This is a genomic window from Aquimarina spinulae, from assembly GCF_943373825.1.
Classification (GTDB): Bacteria; Bacteroidota; Bacteroidia; order Flavobacteriales; family Flavobacteriaceae; genus Aquimarina; species Aquimarina spinulae.
On sequence record NZ_CALSBP010000002.1, the window covers coordinates 1,766,907 to 1,784,212 of the forward strand.

A 17,306-nucleotide genomic window follows, 5' to 3' on the forward strand; every position below is an offset into this window, starting at 1 on the left:
GTGTCATGAAAACTACCAATATATCTAAGAATAACGTTTTTAAAGTAAGTTCAATTATTCTTTTATTAGCCATCTTTTTTAGTACTGGCTGTAGTAAGGATGATGATAATACTCCAGAGGTTAAAAGTTCTGAAAAGGAACTAATAAGTTTTAAGTTTTTGTCTGCTAATAATTCGGTGTTGTCTACAGATGTAATAGCAAGTATAGATAACACAGCCAAAACCGTTATTGCAACATTACCAATTGATACTCCTTTATCTGCATTAACACCTACAATTGACGTATCTGTAAAGGCTAGTTTTAATCCTACCGGAGAGCAAAATTTTACCAATCCTCTAACTTTTACCATTGTTGCAGAGGATAGATCAACAACCAACTATTCGGTAACCATTACTCGTGAATTAAGTGAAAAAGGAGTCCTGCAGCTTATTGTAGATACTAATCCTGATAACACTTTGGATTGGGATTTAGAAAACACTACCGACTTAAATAATTTAAATGGGGTAACTCTTAATGCTCAAGGTAACATTAGTGAATTAGACCTGCCTAATAAAAATCTTGATGAATTACCCTTAGAAATAGGACAATTAACGAGTTTAGAAGTTTTACTATTAGGGGAGAATAATCTTAGTGTTTTACCAAAAGAAATCGGTTTATTATCAAGTTTGAAAGTATTGAATCTATCGGTAAATCAACTTACCTCTTTACCTGATGAAATATCGCTGTTAACTGATTTGGAAGAACTATACTTAAATAGTAATCAATTTAGAACTCTACCATCAGAAATAGGAGCATTGACTAAGCTCATAATTTTTTCACTAAACAATAATCAACTTAGTTCAATACCAGAAGAAATTGGAGCGTTGCGTAATCTAACTGATTTAAATTTAAATATAAACCAACTTGAAAGTATTCCTTCAGAAATAGGTCAATTGAGTACTCTAGAGCGCCTGATTTTAAAGAATAATCGACTAACCACTCTACCCCAAGAGATAGGCTTGTTAACGAACTTAAGTGTTCTTAATTTAGGCAATAATCAACTTAATTCTATTCCAGCTGAATTAGGTTTTCTCATCAACCTAAACTTCTTAGACATTACAAACAATGACTTAACAGTCGTTCCTCGATGTCTTCGATTTTTAGAGCTATTCGGTAATCCAAGCATGGATTTCTTACATGACCTTATCACGTTTCAATCCACTTCTCAAAAAGATGCACTTATTAGCATCTATAGTGCCAATCCTGGTAATACTTTAGAGTGGGGAGTCGATAATTTTCCTGATGTTGATTTTGATGCAAATAATAACCCAACAGGTTTGCGAATAAGTAACAAAAACCTTACCCGATTGCCAGACTTTATAGGAGTACTCACTTCATTAGATATCATCCTCGCAAATAATAATAGTATAGAAGATATTCCAACATCTTTGGGAAATGTAAGTCCGTTAGTAGTTCTAGAATTTGGGAACAATAAACTAGCGACAGTGCCTTCAGAGCTAGGTCAATTGGGTAATCTACAACTATTAAATTTAACCAATAACCCATTAATAAATATACCTACCGAAGTCTGTGATTTACAAACATCAAACGGAGGAATACTTACAATAATCTCTGATACAGGAGAGGGATGTAACTAATAAAGAGAGTTATCATCCATCCTTTTAAATATAAAATCATGAAAACATATATACCTAGTAATTTTTATTTAGTTATTATCTCCTTACTTACTTTTTGTATCATAAGTTGTAGTAAAGATGATGAATCAGCTCCTGTCGATATTCTAAAAAGTAATGCCAAACAAATTACAAGTTTTGTATTTCTGCTTACCAATAATCCGATTGATGTAAATATAGTAGCTACAATAGATGAAGAAAACAAAACCATAGCAGCAACTATGCCTGTAGGAACAGATGTTACCGGACTATTACCAGAAATTAAAACATCTACTCTGGCTACAGTAAATCCTGATACAGCAAAGGATTTTACAAATCCTGTAGAATATGTAGTAACTGCCGAAGATGGTAGTGAAGCAATATATACAGTAATTATAAATGTATTATTAAGTCAGCGGCAAATTTTACAAGCTATTTTGGATGTCAATCCGGCAAGTTCCTTAGATTGGGATCTCCAGACCACAACTGATTTGGGTGATCTGAATGGCGTTGTTACAAATACAGAAAGCGAAATTATCAGATTATCAGTGAATTCTAAAAATATCTCCGAACTCCCACCAGAAATAGGATTCTTGAAAAAGTTGAATTTTTTGGATGTATCTGGTAATACTATTACTGTTTTGCCTAATGAAATTACACTTCTAAGTAATTTATCCGAATTAAGGTTAGAAAGAAACCATATTGAAGCACTTCCTTTGGAAATAAGGCAGCTTGTCAATCTAGAGAAATTAAGTATTTCACAAAATAAATTGACACTCTTATCACCAGAAATAGGAAGATTAAACAAATTAACCATGTTAAATGCAGGTAATAACTCACTTACCGTTTTGCCTAATGAAATAGGTCAACTAAGCAATTTGGAGGAACTTTATTTACAAGATAATAAACTTACTTCATTCCCTGAGGAATTTGGGCAACTTACCAATATATCAAAACTAAAAATAGGAGGAGATACTTTTTCTACCTTTCCTCTAGAAATATTGCAATTAACAAAATTAGAAGTGTTAGCTATATATGCTACCCAAATTAACGCTCTTCCGCCAGAAATAGGTATGCTAAGCAATTTAACTAGTTTAGAATTAATAGGTAATGAACAATTAATGACGATCCCCCCAGAAATTGGGTTTCTTTCTAATTTAGAAAGCTTAGCATATTATAATTTATTAGATTCTTATGCGTTACCAGAATCTGTTTGTAATCTTATTACCTATAATGGCTTAAGCATTTTATACTCCCCTATTCCAGGATTTGACTTTCATAATTGTGCAACTATTTCCCCAAAAGATGCCCTTATTAGTATATATACTGCCAACCCAGGTAATACCTTGGGATGGAGTGTAGATAATTATCCAGAGGTCACTTTTCATACAAATGGTAATCCAAAAACTATAACCATGAATAACAAAAATATCACTCGAATCCCCGATAATATTGATCAACTCACAGGATTAGAAAGCTTAAATGTAAATAGTAATAATCTAGAGGTCATTCCCTCATCAATAGGTAATATGAATACTTTAGAGGTTTTAACATTGGCTAATAATCAATTGAGTACAGTGCCATCTGAGTTGGGGCAGTTAACAGGTTTGGCGCTATTAAGTTTAACAAATAATCCAATATCCAGTATCCCTTCAGAAGTCTGTGATTTGCAAACATCAAACGGAGGAATACTTACAATCCTAACGGATTCTGGAGAAGGATGTAACTAGCGTTTTGGTTTGTTAATGTAGCTAATAATCTAATAAATAATACAATCTATTATCTCGATATTAAATTAAATCTGCTATATAATCAGAAGGGAATAAGATAATTAGATTTAGATAAATATTCCTCAGTATAGAACAAGGATATCCATGTTGAATTCATGGACTTACTAAAATTAATTTTTATGGATACACTCAATCAAATAGTAAGTATTAACCCAAATTATATCGTTATTGGGTTACTAGTATTTTTCTTTTCACTAGAACAGCTAATGAAAAACCCATTTCGGTTTACAAACCGAGTAGGACATCTTTTTCAGAATATGTTGTTTCAGGTAACTCTTGTCATCCTTAATATATTCTTCGTTACTTTTCAGGTCTATTGTATAGAGTGGGTAAACAACAATGAGATAGGTGTTTTATATTTTATTGAGTTACCTTTTTGGAGCAAACTTTTTATTGCAGTAGCGCTATATGACCTAACGGCCTACTGGATACATAGAGCAACACATCGTATCCCCTTGTTATGGAGATTTCATCGGGTACATCATAGTGATACATCTATGGATTCCTCGACTGTATTTAGATTTCATCCAATCGAATTAATACTTGTTTTTGGAATTGGAAATATACTTACAGCGATAATTTTTGGTACAGATGTACTCGCTATGGCAGTATATTATTTGATTCTCTATGTATTTTTCTTTTTTGAACATTCAAATCTTAAATACCCAAGTTGGTTGAATACTACATTAGGATTAGTCTTTGTAACCCCAGATCAACATCGAGTTCACCATCAGCAGGATCAATTTTATACAGACTCCAATTATGCAGATATTTTTATCATATGGGATCGGTTATTTGGAACTTTTAAAAAATTACCACTAAGAGGAATAAAATATGGATTGAAAGAATTTGAAGAAGACAGAAAACAACAGTTTTTGTTTCTAATAAGAAGCCCTTTTATAAAAATTAAAAGAAATGTATCTGGACAAAAAAATGAATAAAGTAAGAGAATAACAGAATTTTAATTAATCGATAAAATCAATATATTCTGGCATTGAAGCATCTACTACAATATCAGTTCTCATAAATCTGGGGTTGTTAAGTTTTTATTCGCTATTCAGCATGGTGTAGCTTGTCCAAATTTTAAATGGCGGTTCGCCAATTATATTAACCCAGTAATAGAACGAAGCACATATGTTTTACTTTCTAGCCTTTTACTACTGCTAATAGACCAATACTCTATTAATCAAAAAAACCTTTGTCAAATCAAGTTTTATCAAAACATTATGACAACAAAAAAAGCCTCACATTTCTGTGAAGCTTTTCTTTAGTAGCGGGAACAGGACTCCCTTCGTCTAGTACCTCGCTCAGGATAAACTTCTCGTCCTGTCAAGTTTTACCAACATTATGACAACAAAAAAAACCTCACATTTCTGTGAAGCTTTTCTTTAGTAGCGGGAACAGGACTCGAACCTGTGACCTTCGGGTTATGAGGGTGAAATCCGATTTTACAACAATTTGTTTATCAATATGTTATAAAATTATGTGCGCGGAAAACAGCCAAAAACACCGCTAAAACCACGCACCAAAACCGCGCACTTGAATTATGGAAAAACACATATATTCTATTAATATTTTTGGCTTGAAATCTGGGGATTATTAATAAGAAAGAAATACAGTAAAAACAGTATTATGAAAACTCAATTGAATTAAGATTCATAATATGATTCTTTTACTTTTTAGTATTTTTTCTATCTTTAGAGAAATTACCCCTCAATTCGAATACTAAAACAGTATTCGAATTCTGGGGTAATTTTATTTATTTACATTAAAAATCAAATATATTCCTTTAAGACAATAATTATTAATGAATGCCAAGACAAAAAAAGGGTACAAAATAAAATACGAAACTGATTCAGGAACTTTGATTCAGGGCAACTCTATCAAATTACTAAACAAAGAATTACGTGATAATTTAAAAGGAAAAGTAAATTTAATAATTACATCTCCTCCTTTCCCTTTAAACAAAAAAAAGAAATATGGGAATGAAAAAGGGGAAGAATATCTAAAATGGTTTGTTGAGATGGCTCCTATCTTTTCGAACCTTCTAACTGAAGATGGTTCATTAGTAATAGAAATAGGCAACTCTTGGGAACCCGAAAGACCTATTCAATCACTGCTACATTTAGAGTGCTTAATGGGATTAGTTAAACATCCAGAAGCTAACCTCCGACTAATACAAGAATTTATTTGCTACAATCCTTCTAAACTTCCATCACCTGCACAGTGGGTTACAGTGAATCGTTTAAGAACAGTTGATAGCTATACACACATATGGTGGATTGCTAAATCAGACTTTCCAAAAGCAGATAATAGTAAAGTCTTAAGACCATATAGTAAGAGTATGCAAAACCTTTTAAAACGACAAAATTATAATTCTGGAAAAAGACCATCTGAACACAACATAAGTGAGAAAGGGTTCTTAAAAGATCACGGCGGTAGTATAGCCCATAATTTCTTCGAAATGGAGGCAGTGGATCAAAATAGAGATGTTAGACTTCCTCATAGTGTTTTAAGTTTTTCAAACACAAATTCAAGTGATTATTTCTTATCAAAGTGCAGAGAAAAAAACATAACACCGCACCCCGCAAGAATGTCAGGAGGTCTTGTAAATTTTTTCATTCAATTTTTAACTGATGAAGATAACCTTGTTTTAGATCCATTTGGAGGCAGTAACACAACTGGTTATTGCGCGGAAAAATTGAAAAGAAAGTGGCTCTCTTTTGAATTAGATGACGGATATATTAAACAAGCAATACTAAGAATGAAAGATCCCATATTAAAAGAATAAAATTAAAAATTTATGAGTAATCTACGACAAGAACTTGAAAGTTTAGCCAAGGTCGATATTTTTGAAGTCGCTAAAGAAAAAAATAATTTTATTGGAAACCCTTTTAAAATAGATTTCAGCAGGACTAGTATTCTAACGTGTGATTATTGGAAGCATAGTGTTGGAGGTATAGCTCAGGGATGCTTTTTATTAGCCTTTTATGAGAATGATTTTGATGGAGAGGAAGTACATGAAGCTATACTTTTAAGAGCTTTAAAACCATGTTCCATACCTAGCGATAGTAGCGTTATTAATTCTAGAATTGAATATTTTAAAGAAGAAATTAATACAGGTGGAAAAAACAGAGAAATTGACCCTTTCACAAGATTTGAATTTAGTTGTTCGGGTTTAGAGTGTGCAATTTTAGGAACATTTTATAAAAACAAAAAAGGGCAAATTGAATTCGGAGCTGACATTGAAAATTTTTTTTCTCCTCATCTATATAAGGTTTATAAACCGTCTGATGAATATCTCAGATTTATTGTAAATCTTCGTGATACCGATGGTCCATTGAAACCTAATTCTAATTTCAAAATAGGCAAAGTAAGGTATAGCTCTACACGTAAAAACTATTCTGAAGAGGAAGACGAAAAAGAAGAAAATAATAAAGAAAGTGTATATGTTCACACAAAGGATGTTTTAGGTAAAAGAACAGCACTTTTTGGCATGACTAGAACAGGTAAATCTAATACTATAAAATCTTTAATTGAAGCTACTGTAGAGCTTTCTGAAAAATCCATCTTAGAATTGGATAAAGTCGAAGAAAAATTTGAAGAAAGTGCTAAACCATTTACTGAAGATGAAGTCCCAAAATATTCTGTAGGACAAATCATCTTTGATGTCAATGGGGAATATGCTAATAAAAATCTACAAGATGGAACAGCCATTTTTGAAAAATATTCATCTAATACTAAAAGATATAGCATTCTTGACAAAGAGCAAGAAGGGTTTTCAATAATGAAGGTTAATTTTTATAAAGATATTCAAACTGGATTTGAATATCTTCTTGAGTTTCTCCGAGAAGATAATAGTACTTTTTTAACAGGATTTAAGGTAATAGATTTTACAAGACCAGAAGAAAAAGATTATAATGGATGGAACATTTATAATAAGCATAAATCTATCTATCTCTGTTGTTTAAAAAAGGCAGGTTTTGCCCCACCAATCTCTATAAAGGTTAAAATCAAGTCGAATGATAAGATAAATTCCATGATCAAAGAGTTTGATAAAGATTATGTACATCCTGCTGAACTTACTTTAGAAGAAGTCTATTATTTCTGGGAAATTATTTGGAAAAATAGAGACCATAAGTGTTTTACGGAACTAAAGAAAGCTAACAAAGGAAACGACTGGTTAACTGAAGAAATTAGATCATTATTAGTCATGCTATTTCAGAAAAAAGAAAGTGGTCAAATGGTAGGTGGTTATCAAAAGTTTAAAGTCGCCTTAAAGCTGCATACAAGTTCGATTAATTCATCTTTTCAAAGAGATATTGTGACCCACCTAAGAAAAGGTGGGATTGTCATAGTAGATTTGTCCCAAGGTAGTCGCGAGGTGCAGCAGATTTTTTCTGAAAAGATTTGTTTAAGTGTATTTAATAGTTCTATGAATAGGTTTATTAAAGCAAAACCAAATAACTTCATCCAATTTTATTTTGAAGAAGCCCACAATTTATTTCCCAAGAAAGAGGATAAAGACTTAAGCCAAATTTATAATAAAATTGCTAAAGAAGGAGCTAAACTTAATTTAGGGATGATGTATGCAACCCAAGAAGTGAGTTCAATTAGCTCAAATATTTTGAAGAACACACAAAATTGGTTTATTGCTCACTTAAATAATGAGGATGAAATTAAAGAGCTTAGAAAGTTCTATGACTTCAGTGATTTTGCAGATTCACTAATAAGGTTTAGTGCAAAAAATGATAAGGGGTATGTCCGAATGAAAACCTATTCAAACCCTTTTATAGTGCCAACTCAAATTAAAAAATTTGTTTAAGCTTATGTCTGATAATAAAAGTTTTGAGCGAGGAAGTAGAATTTCACATAGCTATATAATAAATGATGCAGAAGTAAAAGAGTATTTAAACAATTGTGAGATTCCAATCGAAGCAGAAAATGTAGATTTAAATGATAGTCTAAAACACAATATAATATACCCGCGGAAAAATACTATAGAATTTATAGTTACGGTTGATGGTGAGAGTACGACTATTCCTGTAAAGAAAAGTTTTCCTTCTTCATTAATTACTTTTTTCCAATTCGGATCGCTTCTTATTCAAGGTTCCCATTTAGATGAAATGGAACAAAAACCTTTTGTTTCACCATCAGACGTTAATCAATTAAAAAAAATAGAGAGAGAAAAATTTGTATTACCAACTAAAAATGTCGCGTTAAAAAAGGGAGTAGATTTTAGAACAATAGTTAGAGAAGCTATTCATGAATTCTTTAAAAAAGAGCATTCAGGAAATACACCTCTTCTAGCCACGTTATATTGGTTCATATTCAGATGTTATGATAAAACCTTAACTAAATCGTTTCATGAACTCTCAAAATGCCCACATTGTGAAACAAAGGATATTCATCTAGAAAGGGAAAAGATTGATTTTTCTAATTATTCTTGGAGTTGTACAGTTGATAAGTGTAAAAAAGAAATACTAATTACCGATGTATTCAGGCTCTTTGAAAAGGTTGACAAACACGAAAATGCTGATGCAACCTCTATAACAACTTATTTAGAGAATGTTGTTGAAAGTTTTTTTATAGTCCATACTATTAAAAGTTTATTGGAAATTGAAGATGGATTGGTAAATCGTTTTTTATTTGTTAAAGACGGACCTTTGAGTTTTAGTGGAGAGACAGCGAATATGAATAGTCTAATGCAAAATTTAATAACTTACCTAAACAAAAGTAAAAGAATTAACTTGGTAGGTGTAGAAAATTCAGGGCCATTTGTGGATCATGCACGACAGATAAAAGATAATTTAGATCCGGGTCAAGTATTTCTTTTAAATAACGAACATATATATAACTATATAAAATTTGGTAACCCTAAAGAACAACGTTATGGTAGTACATCATATTATAGTGGCAAATTTATTTATAAATCATTTGATGAAAGAATATATGTCTTAACCCTACCCGTTGAGAATCACAATACTTATTACGATCAACCAGAATTAGGTGACTTAAACAATATTGAAGAAATTCTTATGAATATTGATAAGTTAAGATGTGATATTTATGAAAACGCTATAATTCCAGTTGCTATTGCCAATAAACTTATCTCACTAACCAATCATCCAAGCACAGATATATTGGAGCGATTTGCAAAAAAATCTATGGGAAGATGATAAAGATTGAAAAACAAAATGAGCCGGAATTTCTATCCTCGCAAACTGTTGAGTTGGCGAAGGAAAAAATGGAGGAATTTTTCACTTCTAAAAATAGAAGTCAAAAACGATATAATTGGCCTTTTAATAAAGAAATAGATAACCAGCTAAAAAGTCATCTTCATAATGAATTTCATGGAAAGTGTGGATACTGTGAAATTAAAATACAATCTCCTCAATTAGGTACAATTGATAGATATAGACCCAATAATGGAGTAAGAGACAAAAAGGAATACTATCAAGATTTATATTGGTGGTTAAACTTTAATTGGGAAAATTTAATCTATTCTTGTAAGGAATGTAACCAATATAAAGGAAACTATTTTCCCATTAAAGGAGTCAGAGCATTAGACAGAAAAAATAATTTTAAAAGTGAACACAGACTTTTGTTAAATCCACATCTAGATGAACCTAACAACCATCTAGGATACCAAATACATGGGAAACCTTATCATATTCATGCAATTTCGGATGTAGGTAATCAAACTATAGAATTATTACGTCTGAATAGAACAAACCTTATTGAAGGTAGAATAACGGCAAAAAACGAAATAGCTGAATCAATTAAATTATTTATTAGTGATACATCAAATAAGATAGTTAAAAATCGTTTGCGTAATATCTTTGAATTACAAGATCTTACTGAGGAATTTTTATCTTATAAAAGACAGGTTTTAATAAATGAAATAGATTCAACCCCTTTTTTAGGGGAATTATTAGGTCTGGAGGATTATACAGATGAAAAAAGTTTAATTGAAAAATTTGATTCTTCTTCGAGGGAAGCTTTTTCCAAAGCTGATGTTATAACTAGTGATTATTTTCCTATTGAATATGCACATATCAAAAACTTTAAATCGATTGATGACCTCAGAATTAATTTTAAAGATGATGAGTTAAATAAAAAATCTTGGTTATTCTTACTTGGTGAAAATGGAGTTGGAAAAAGTTCTATACTTCAGGCAATAGCTGTTGGTTTAAAGCTAGATAAAAAAAATATAGATAAAAATATAATTCATTCTTTGATTAAGAAAGGGAAACAAACTTCTGAAATTATAATCAAGGAAAGAAATAGTGAAAATATTATCAAAACTAAGCTAGTACGTAAATCGGGTACAGTTGAACAAAGTGGTAGTTTTAATTCTTATTTAATTGGCTATGGTTCATTAAGACTTTCAGTTGATGAAATAGAAAGTAATTCAAAAAAGGATACCTCAAAAATTAGTTACCAAAATCTATTCAAACCAACTAAAGCTTTGAACGATGTAACTAAATGGCTTAGATCGATACATAAAAAGGATAAAGATTTTTTTGATCGTATAGCATTTTCAATAAAACAATTATTGCCACATGACAATTTGGATAATACACTCTCAATTAAAAGCAATAATATTATTCTTGGTGATTCAGACTCATTATTTGGTGAATTAAGTGATGGATATAAGAGTACTATAATCTTAGCTATTGATATGATGATGAAACTCTCAGGCGCTCATTCCGATATGGATAAAATGTCCGGAATTGTAATTGTTGATGAATTAGGAAATCAATTACACCCAAGATGGCAAATGCGAATTGTAAAACAGTTACGGAAAGTATTTCCTAATATAAATTTTATTATATCTACACATCATCCTCTTTGTTTAAGAGGGGCTGAGAAAGATGAAATATTATTATTAAAGAATATAGAAAATCAAGTAATAGCTGATTCTGAACTACCAAATCCAGCGACTTTAAGAGTTGATCAGATTTTAGCTTCAGAGTTTTTTGGCTTGAGTAGCCACATAGATCCCAAAATAGAAGCTAAATTTAATAGATATTATGAATTATTAGCAAAGAATGATAAGGTTAAGGATGAAGAAAAGATAGAGATAGACCAGTTAAAAGATTTTTTAAGAAATAAAAAACAATTAGGCAATTCTTTAAGAGAGGAATTAATGTATGCTGTAATAGATAAATTATTAGCAGAAAAAGTCTCTTTTAATAAAAATTCAATAGATAGAGATACCTTAAAAGAGGAAGCTATTAGAAGAGTAAAAGAAGTTTGGAAGAATTTAAATCTTGATGATAATGATTAATGTTAAAAGATTAAGATGTCCAGATATTCTAAAAACCAATGCAAACCCTGAAAGCAAAGGTGAGTGGGAAACCAAAGATGCCATAGAATATTATCGAGATGCGGGAAATCTACAAAAAAAATACAAAAAGACAGGAAAAAAAGGAGATAGGACAAAACAAAGTTATTCGATATATACTCATAAAACTGTTAGAAATAAACTAAAAAAAATGTTTCATGATAAATGTGCGTATTGCGAAAGTAAAATAACAGCAATCTATAATGGAGATATTGAACATTTTAGACCTAAAGGTAAAATTCAAGAAGCTAGCCCATCCAAACCAGGTTATTTTTGGTTAGCTTCAGAATGGGAAAATTTGTTATTTGCTTGCCCATTTTGTAACCAAACTAATACACACGAATTCAAAAACGGCGAAAAAGTTGAAGAAGCTGTGTTTGGCAAATTAGATCAATTCCCCTTATTGTCTGAAAATCATAGACTTAATCACACTCATGGAACCACTTATTTTTCTAATAAAGAATTATATTCTCAATCATTTGACCAAGAGGAATCAGAAAGGTTATTGCTAAACCCTTGTAAGGATGAAAATATTGAGAAGTATTTTAAATATGATGATCATGGTGCGATAATAATTAACGACAATTTAAATCCGACAGAAGAAAAACGAGCGCAAACATCAATTTTCACATACGCATTACACAGATTACCTCTAACATTCGCAAGAGAAGAAAAAGTAATTGAAATTAAAGCACAAATTCGAAGAGTAGAAATTGCAGTAAAAAATTATAGTGACAATTTAGATACAACTGACGAGAAAAAAGTTTGGTTCGAGGGAATAATGCGTGAAGAAATGAAGATCCTTAAGAAATTTAAAGACATAAATCAAGAATATGCTGGACTTGCAAGACACATAATTAGCAAATATTTTGATGAAGCTAAATTTTTATGAATCGGATTAAAGTAAATAAACTTAAAAAGAATCGGTTCTTTATTTAAAAAGCAACTTTAAGCCAAATAAAAACACACCCTCAACCGCTTGATAAAGTAGCTAAACCCTTTTTTAAACTAAACCCAATCACCTTATTTACAATTAGTTATGTTAAAAAAATTGAATTGTGTAATTTTCTTTTTATAACCATAGAAATCTATAATTTTTGACTTCAAAATAAAAAAACTACCACATAAACCTCCCACCTGAATTATGACAAATTTTAAAATTATGGAGTAGTTATTCAAATAAAGTTTTCATCATTTTTATTGTCCAAAATCTATATCTCCATCCCCATCAAAAGATATATTATCATTGAAGAAATCATAAAATATATAAGGTTAATTCTTAATAAATTAATATATTTATAACACCCACAAAATCCCCACCTAATTTGTTTTAATCAATTAAGTATTAAACATTTCTGTTTTATACATTTTTTTGTCGTCATCATTGCACTGAAACATTCATATAATTTCAAAAAAAATTATTCTTATGAACAAAAGCGTAATGTTATTATTGATTTTATCATCTTTTGTAGGCTTTGGTCAAAGGAAAACAGATAAAACCATCACATTAAATACACAAACGGGTAAAATTAGTGATGCTGACAAGCTTAAAATTCCATTTGATGAAGCCTTCTATATAACAGGAACCTTCACGAAAAGAGAGGTCAGTTCAGTACAATTAAAATATAAAATAAAAGGCTTTTGTAAAAAGAATAACGACCAGAAGAAAAATGATACTAAACAACAAAGAGATAATACTGAACTTGGAAAAGATAGTATTATCAAATGTAATTACTACAAAAAGAAAGATCACTACTATCTCACAGATAATATCTATCCTATAGATTCTGATGGGTATATAAAGTTCCCAAAGACGAAAGTTGGCGAAAACAAAACTTTTGAAATTTTAATGGACCCTCTGCACGATAATGAAATATATATTCTGGAATTTACATTCTTTGAAAAAGTAGCTCTAGGTGAGAAAGTTCAAAAGACATTAAAACAAGAAATCCTTTCCGAGATTAACAAAACTTATGATCCAAAGAAAAATAAAATAGATGGAGGAGATTTTAAAGAATTAAATAAAAAATTAGAACAAATTGTAATTAAAAAATTAAAATCAGGTAAACTCTATGATGAAACTAATGAACCAATAAACTTACAGCAACAGATCAGCGAAAACCTTGAGATAGATGCAGTCTTTAAAACAGCTAGTAAGAAAAATAATATCATTTATGCAATTTATGAGCAACTAAAATATGAAAGCAATTTTAATGCTTTTTCAATCGAAGAATTGATGAATTCTTTAGATCAAAAACGGGACACCATCTTGAGTGCAATTTCGAACATTTTAGACAAAAAAGAATTCGAAAAAAAAATAAAAAAACCAACAAATTCAGTAATAGATGAAAAAGCTACTTTGGAAAGTATGCTAAGTTTTATTTCAGACGATTTATACAGATGGTCTTCCACATCGTTTCAGAACCCTGATACTTATATTTCTAACAGTTATATTCTGGAAATATTAATGGGTAGAGGAAAAATAGTTGGAAACATCATTAAAAACACCAACAAAAAATATGATTTAAAAAGTGGTCAGCTCTTACTTTCTACTTTTATCAACTTACAAAATATCAGGTACTCCAATAAATCAAGTGTAATAAATAAAAAGACATTATCAGATATTATTTCAAATCTAGAAAAATGGTGTGTACATATAGATAATATTGATAAAAACACAGGTATTCTAAGTAATCTGACTAACAATTTTAAAGACTTATACACGAATGCTTATACTAAATATAAATTAACATTACCGATACATACAATCGAAAACATTGAAACAAAAGAGTCAAATTATTTTGGTTTTGATATTGGTTTAATGGTTGCCCCAAGTATTGGCTCTACTTTTTTCTTTGAAGGAGTAAATTTTCATATTAGACCGGTTAACAGGCATACAAAATTTTCTCAGTTAAAACATAGTGATAGGATCTGGAAAAAATTAAGTTTTTTTCTGGGGATTGCACAAAGAATTGGTTCTTATGAAGATGATAGCTACAAAGAATTAATAGGAGTTGGTTCTCCATTTGTAGGTGCAGGTTGGCGTTTCCATAAAGGGTTCAGATTAAATGGAGGAATAATGTGGTATAAAGTAGATAATCAACATCCATTAATTACAGAAAGTTCTGTTAATCACACTTACTTTTTATCGTTATCAGTAGATGCATCTTTTAAAGATATTATAAAAACAATAGCCGGGATAAAGTAACATAAACTATAAATTAATATGAGCGTAAAAATTATCAACAAAGAAGAACTTGAAGAAATCCCTTTTTCAGCTTACAGTTCTAATGAATCTATAAGTCCATTTGTAAATTTTGTATTTGAGGTCAATGTCTCAGTAGGTAATAATACTTCTATTCTCCTTTCTCTTGAAAGAAATTTGGATGTATTTTTCATAAACAGGAATGATAAACTCACAAGACAATTAAATTTTTATCCTTCCGTCACAGAAAACAATATTTTCCACCGAAGAATTAAGTTTTATACTCATTTACAAATTTCGGAAATAGACAATATGCCATTTATGCTATTTTTAAAACTTCCTACACCAAGTACTACTTGGCAAGATAGTACTACTTCTTACATTAAAACTATATGATATGTTTTCGAAATTATTTACCAAAATAAACATTTTTTTATTTTACTGCTTCTTGTTTCTAAGTTGTAACGGGATAGATTCTGAAACTTTTAGCCCAGATGAAATCATAAAATTAGAAGTTTTGGATTTCGATGAAACACAAACAATTGATGAAGCTTTGGGTGATGGTGAAACAATAATTAAGCTGAAAGCAAAAATACCTTCCAATTCTGCATTTAAAACAGTTAAATTTGAATCAACAGGTGGCACTTTCACTTTAACAGGTACTATGTCTCACGAAAAAACGGTAGATAGTGAAGGTTATTCACAAGTAAATTTGAGGCTTCCTCTGGACAACCAACTTGTTTCCTTAACGGCTTATATTAATAACGACAATGAAACATTTTCTAGTACAAAATCCATTGATCTTATTGGAGTTGATGAAGTAGTAACATTATCGCTTCTAAACAACATGGCAAATACTATTACCGATCCTATAAGGGCAGATGGTGTTACCATTGTAAAATTAAAGGCTACTATCAATCATAACAGAAATGTTTTCAATCAAGTAACGTTTACAACTTCAATGGGAGATCTTCAAGGAACTTCTCCAGTAAATACTGATGAGCAAAACAATGCATATATTGATGTTATAGTTCCCAAATCTGTCCAAAAACTATACTTTTCTGCCAGGGTAGGTAGTTCTAATAACTATTTTGACAACAAAGAGTTAATTCTAGTTCCTTCTCATCCAGATTTTATTCTAATTGAACCATCAATGGTTTCAATGCCATTAAATTCAAGTAATCCAATAGATATATTTCTGAAAAAAAATATTGGTTTTGTGAGCTTAAACAGTACCATATCAATTAGAAGTTATCAAATTTCTGATGATAACTCTGAAGTTGAAGTTGGTAGATTTACTGGACTTTCTAATGCTAGTTCAGACTCAAATGGACTGATTAAGGTAGTTTTCAAGACAGATACTAATGATATAAATGATTCCAAGTCTATTTTTATAGAAGTTATTTCTACAAATGATTTCGGAGAACCAATAAACTCAACTATTGAAATCAATATTAATCAATAAAAAATCAAAAAAGATGTTTAAAAATATAACTATGAGAATTCTTATTCATTAAAAAAGATTAGAAAACTACAGTTCAATTTTATACTTATGACCACAAAAATCTATAGTTTTTGATTTTAAAATTAAAAATACCGCGCACCAATACCGTGCACCAAAACCAAAAAAACAACACGATTATTTTTCAAAATAGATTATAAAAAACTCAATATCAATGTTTTAAACTATTTATTTATTGTAAAATTAATATTTGTGATCTTCGGGTAGGTAACAGGAAGATTGTATATTTTTTATAGTAAAAAATAAGGTTTTCAAGTAAAATAGAAGTAAAAAAAAGGCTAAAACATTTTAAATCAATGTTTTAGCCTTTACTAGTAGCGGGAACAGGACTCGAACCTGTGACCTTCGGGTTATGAGCCCGACGAGCTGCCTACTGCTCTATCCCGCGATGTATATCATGTAAATCAGAAGTCTGATTTATAAATTTTATCTTGTAAAGAACTCTCGATTATCCCTTGTCATAACTCATCTCATAATCGGAGTGCAAATATACAACCATTTTTAATTTAAACAATACTATTTTTATTAAAAAAAAGTAAAAATATCATAACCACCTTTAAGTAAGCTACTTAGTGTCATTGTTCAATATTTAATGCTTCAAAAGATACTAATTTCTGGTTCTCAAATCGAGGATGCAACTCCATAGGGTTACAACATACTTCGCAATCTTCAACATATACCTGGTACGGTACAGAAGAATCCAAAAGCATCGAAATCTCCTCCCAGCAATATGGACATTGAAAATAGTGTTCGAACATAAATTAAATATAATACCTCTTATTCTTTT

At 30.4% G+C, this 17,306-nt stretch carries 12 protein-coding genes and 1 tRNA gene; 11 read left to right on the forward strand and 2 right to left on the reverse strand.

What is annotated here, in order from left to right; translation table 11 throughout:
* Window positions 1-5 precede the first annotated feature (5 nt).
* The 11 genes from NNH57_RS13365 (at window position 6) to NNH57_RS13415 (ending at window position 16,462) form a co-directional block, all read left to right on the forward strand.
* On the forward strand, window positions 6-1,637 hold the full coding sequence (locus NNH57_RS13365; RefSeq protein WP_108809019.1) for a leucine-rich repeat domain-containing protein: 1,632 nt from the start codon (window positions 6-8) through the stop codon (window positions 1,635-1,637).
* Window positions 1,638-1,675: 38 nt separating this feature from the next.
* Complete coding sequence (locus NNH57_RS13370; protein WP_108809018.1) at window positions 1,676-3,382, forward strand: leucine-rich repeat domain-containing protein; 1,707 nt, start codon at window positions 1,676-1,678, stop codon at window positions 3,380-3,382.
* Window positions 3,383-3,561: 179 nt separating this feature from the next.
* Complete coding sequence (locus NNH57_RS13375; RefSeq protein ID WP_108809017.1) at window positions 3,562-4,383, forward strand: sterol desaturase family protein; 822 nt, start codon at window positions 3,562-3,564, stop codon at window positions 4,381-4,383.
* An 866-nt stretch (window positions 4,384-5,249) separates the two neighbouring features.
* A complete protein-coding gene (locus NNH57_RS13380) occupies window positions 5,250-6,233 on the forward strand; it encodes a DNA-methyltransferase (protein ID WP_108809016.1) in 984 nt (327 codons plus the stop codon).
* A gap of 12 nt (window positions 6,234-6,245) precedes the next feature.
* Window positions 6,246-8,267, forward strand: a complete 2,022-nt coding sequence (locus NNH57_RS13385) for an ATP-binding protein (protein WP_108809015.1) — start codon at window positions 6,246-6,248, stop codon at window positions 8,265-8,267.
* A gap of 4 nt (window positions 8,268-8,271) precedes the next feature.
* Window positions 8,272-9,621 (forward strand): hypothetical protein, encoded by a 1,350-nt coding sequence (locus NNH57_RS13390; RefSeq protein ID WP_132065854.1) that lies wholly within the window; start codon window positions 8,272-8,274, stop codon window positions 9,619-9,621.
* Window positions 9,618-11,735, forward strand: a complete 2,118-nt coding sequence (locus NNH57_RS13395) for an AAA family ATPase (protein WP_108809013.1) — start codon at window positions 9,618-9,620, stop codon at window positions 11,733-11,735. Before NNH57_RS13390 ends, NNH57_RS13395 begins: the two co-directional genes overlap by 4 nt.
* Complete coding sequence (locus NNH57_RS13400) at window positions 11,728-12,684, forward strand: HNH endonuclease family protein (RefSeq protein ID WP_108809012.1); 957 nt, start codon at window positions 11,728-11,730, stop codon at window positions 12,682-12,684. Before NNH57_RS13395 ends, NNH57_RS13400 begins: the two co-directional genes overlap by 8 nt.
* A gap of 534 nt (window positions 12,685-13,218) precedes the next feature.
* Window positions 13,219-15,000 carry a hypothetical protein gene (locus tag NNH57_RS13405; protein WP_132065857.1) on the forward strand — a complete coding sequence of 594 codons (1,782 nt, stop codon included), beginning with the start codon at window positions 13,219-13,221 and terminating at the stop codon, window positions 14,998-15,000.
* A gap of 18 nt (window positions 15,001-15,018) precedes the next feature.
* Complete coding sequence (locus NNH57_RS13410) at window positions 15,019-15,393, forward strand: hypothetical protein (protein ID WP_108809010.1); 375 nt, start codon at window positions 15,019-15,021, stop codon at window positions 15,391-15,393.
* A 1-nt stretch (window position 15,394) separates the two neighbouring features.
* Window positions 15,395-16,462: a hypothetical protein gene (locus NNH57_RS13415; RefSeq protein ID WP_132065859.1), complete on the forward strand. Its 1,068-nt coding sequence runs from the start codon at window positions 15,395-15,397 to the stop codon at window positions 16,460-16,462.
* 372 nt (window positions 16,463-16,834) lie between these two features.
* Here the strand turns inward: NNH57_RS13415 and NNH57_RS13420 are convergent.
* Together NNH57_RS13420 and NNH57_RS13425 are read right to left on the reverse strand one after the other, a co-directional pair.
* A tRNA-Met gene (locus NNH57_RS13420) sits at window positions 16,835-16,907 on the reverse strand.
* 187 nt (window positions 16,908-17,094) lie between these two features.
* Entirely contained in the window at window positions 17,095-17,277 is a 183-nt protein-coding gene (locus tag NNH57_RS13425) for a CPXCG motif-containing cysteine-rich protein (RefSeq protein ID WP_108809008.1), read from the reverse strand.
* Between the last annotated feature and the right edge of the window lie 29 nt (window positions 17,278-17,306).

Bases quoted from the DNA above. Each gene is read 5' to 3' on its own strand.
- NNH57_RS13385 (WP_108809015.1), top strand. From the start codon at position 6,246: ATGAGTAATCTACGACAAGAACTTGAAAGTTTAGCCAAGGTCGATATT.
- NNH57_RS13400 (WP_108809012.1), top strand. From the start codon at position 11,728: ATGATTAATGTTAAAAGATTAAGATGTCCAGATATTCTAAAAACCAAT.
- NNH57_RS13410 (WP_108809010.1), top strand. From the start codon at position 15,019: ATGAGCGTAAAAATTATCAACAAAGAAGAACTTGAAGAAATCCCTTTT.
- NNH57_RS13390 (WP_132065854.1), top strand. From the start codon at position 8,272: ATGTCTGATAATAAAAGTTTTGAGCGAGGAAGTAGAATTTCACATAGC.
- NNH57_RS13375 (WP_108809017.1), top strand. From the start codon at position 3,562: ATGGATACACTCAATCAAATAGTAAGTATTAACCCAAATTATATCGTT.
- NNH57_RS13425 (WP_108809008.1), bottom strand. From the start codon at position 17,277: ATGTTCGAACACTATTTTCAATGTCCATATTGCTGGGAGGAGATTTCG.
- NNH57_RS13395 (WP_108809013.1), top strand. From the start codon at position 9,618: ATGATAAAGATTGAAAAACAAAATGAGCCGGAATTTCTATCCTCGCAA.
- NNH57_RS13415 (WP_132065859.1), top strand. From the start codon at position 15,395: ATGTTTTCGAAATTATTTACCAAAATAAACATTTTTTTATTTTACTGC.
- NNH57_RS13405 (WP_132065857.1), top strand. From the start codon at position 13,219: ATGAACAAAAGCGTAATGTTATTATTGATTTTATCATCTTTTGTAGGC.
- NNH57_RS13380 (WP_108809016.1), top strand. From the start codon at position 5,250: ATGAATGCCAAGACAAAAAAAGGGTACAAAATAAAATACGAAACTGAT.
- NNH57_RS13365 (WP_108809019.1), top strand. From the start codon at position 6: ATGAAAACTACCAATATATCTAAGAATAACGTTTTTAAAGTAAGTTCA.
- NNH57_RS13370 (WP_108809018.1), top strand. From the start codon at position 1,676: ATGAAAACATATATACCTAGTAATTTTTATTTAGTTATTATCTCCTTA.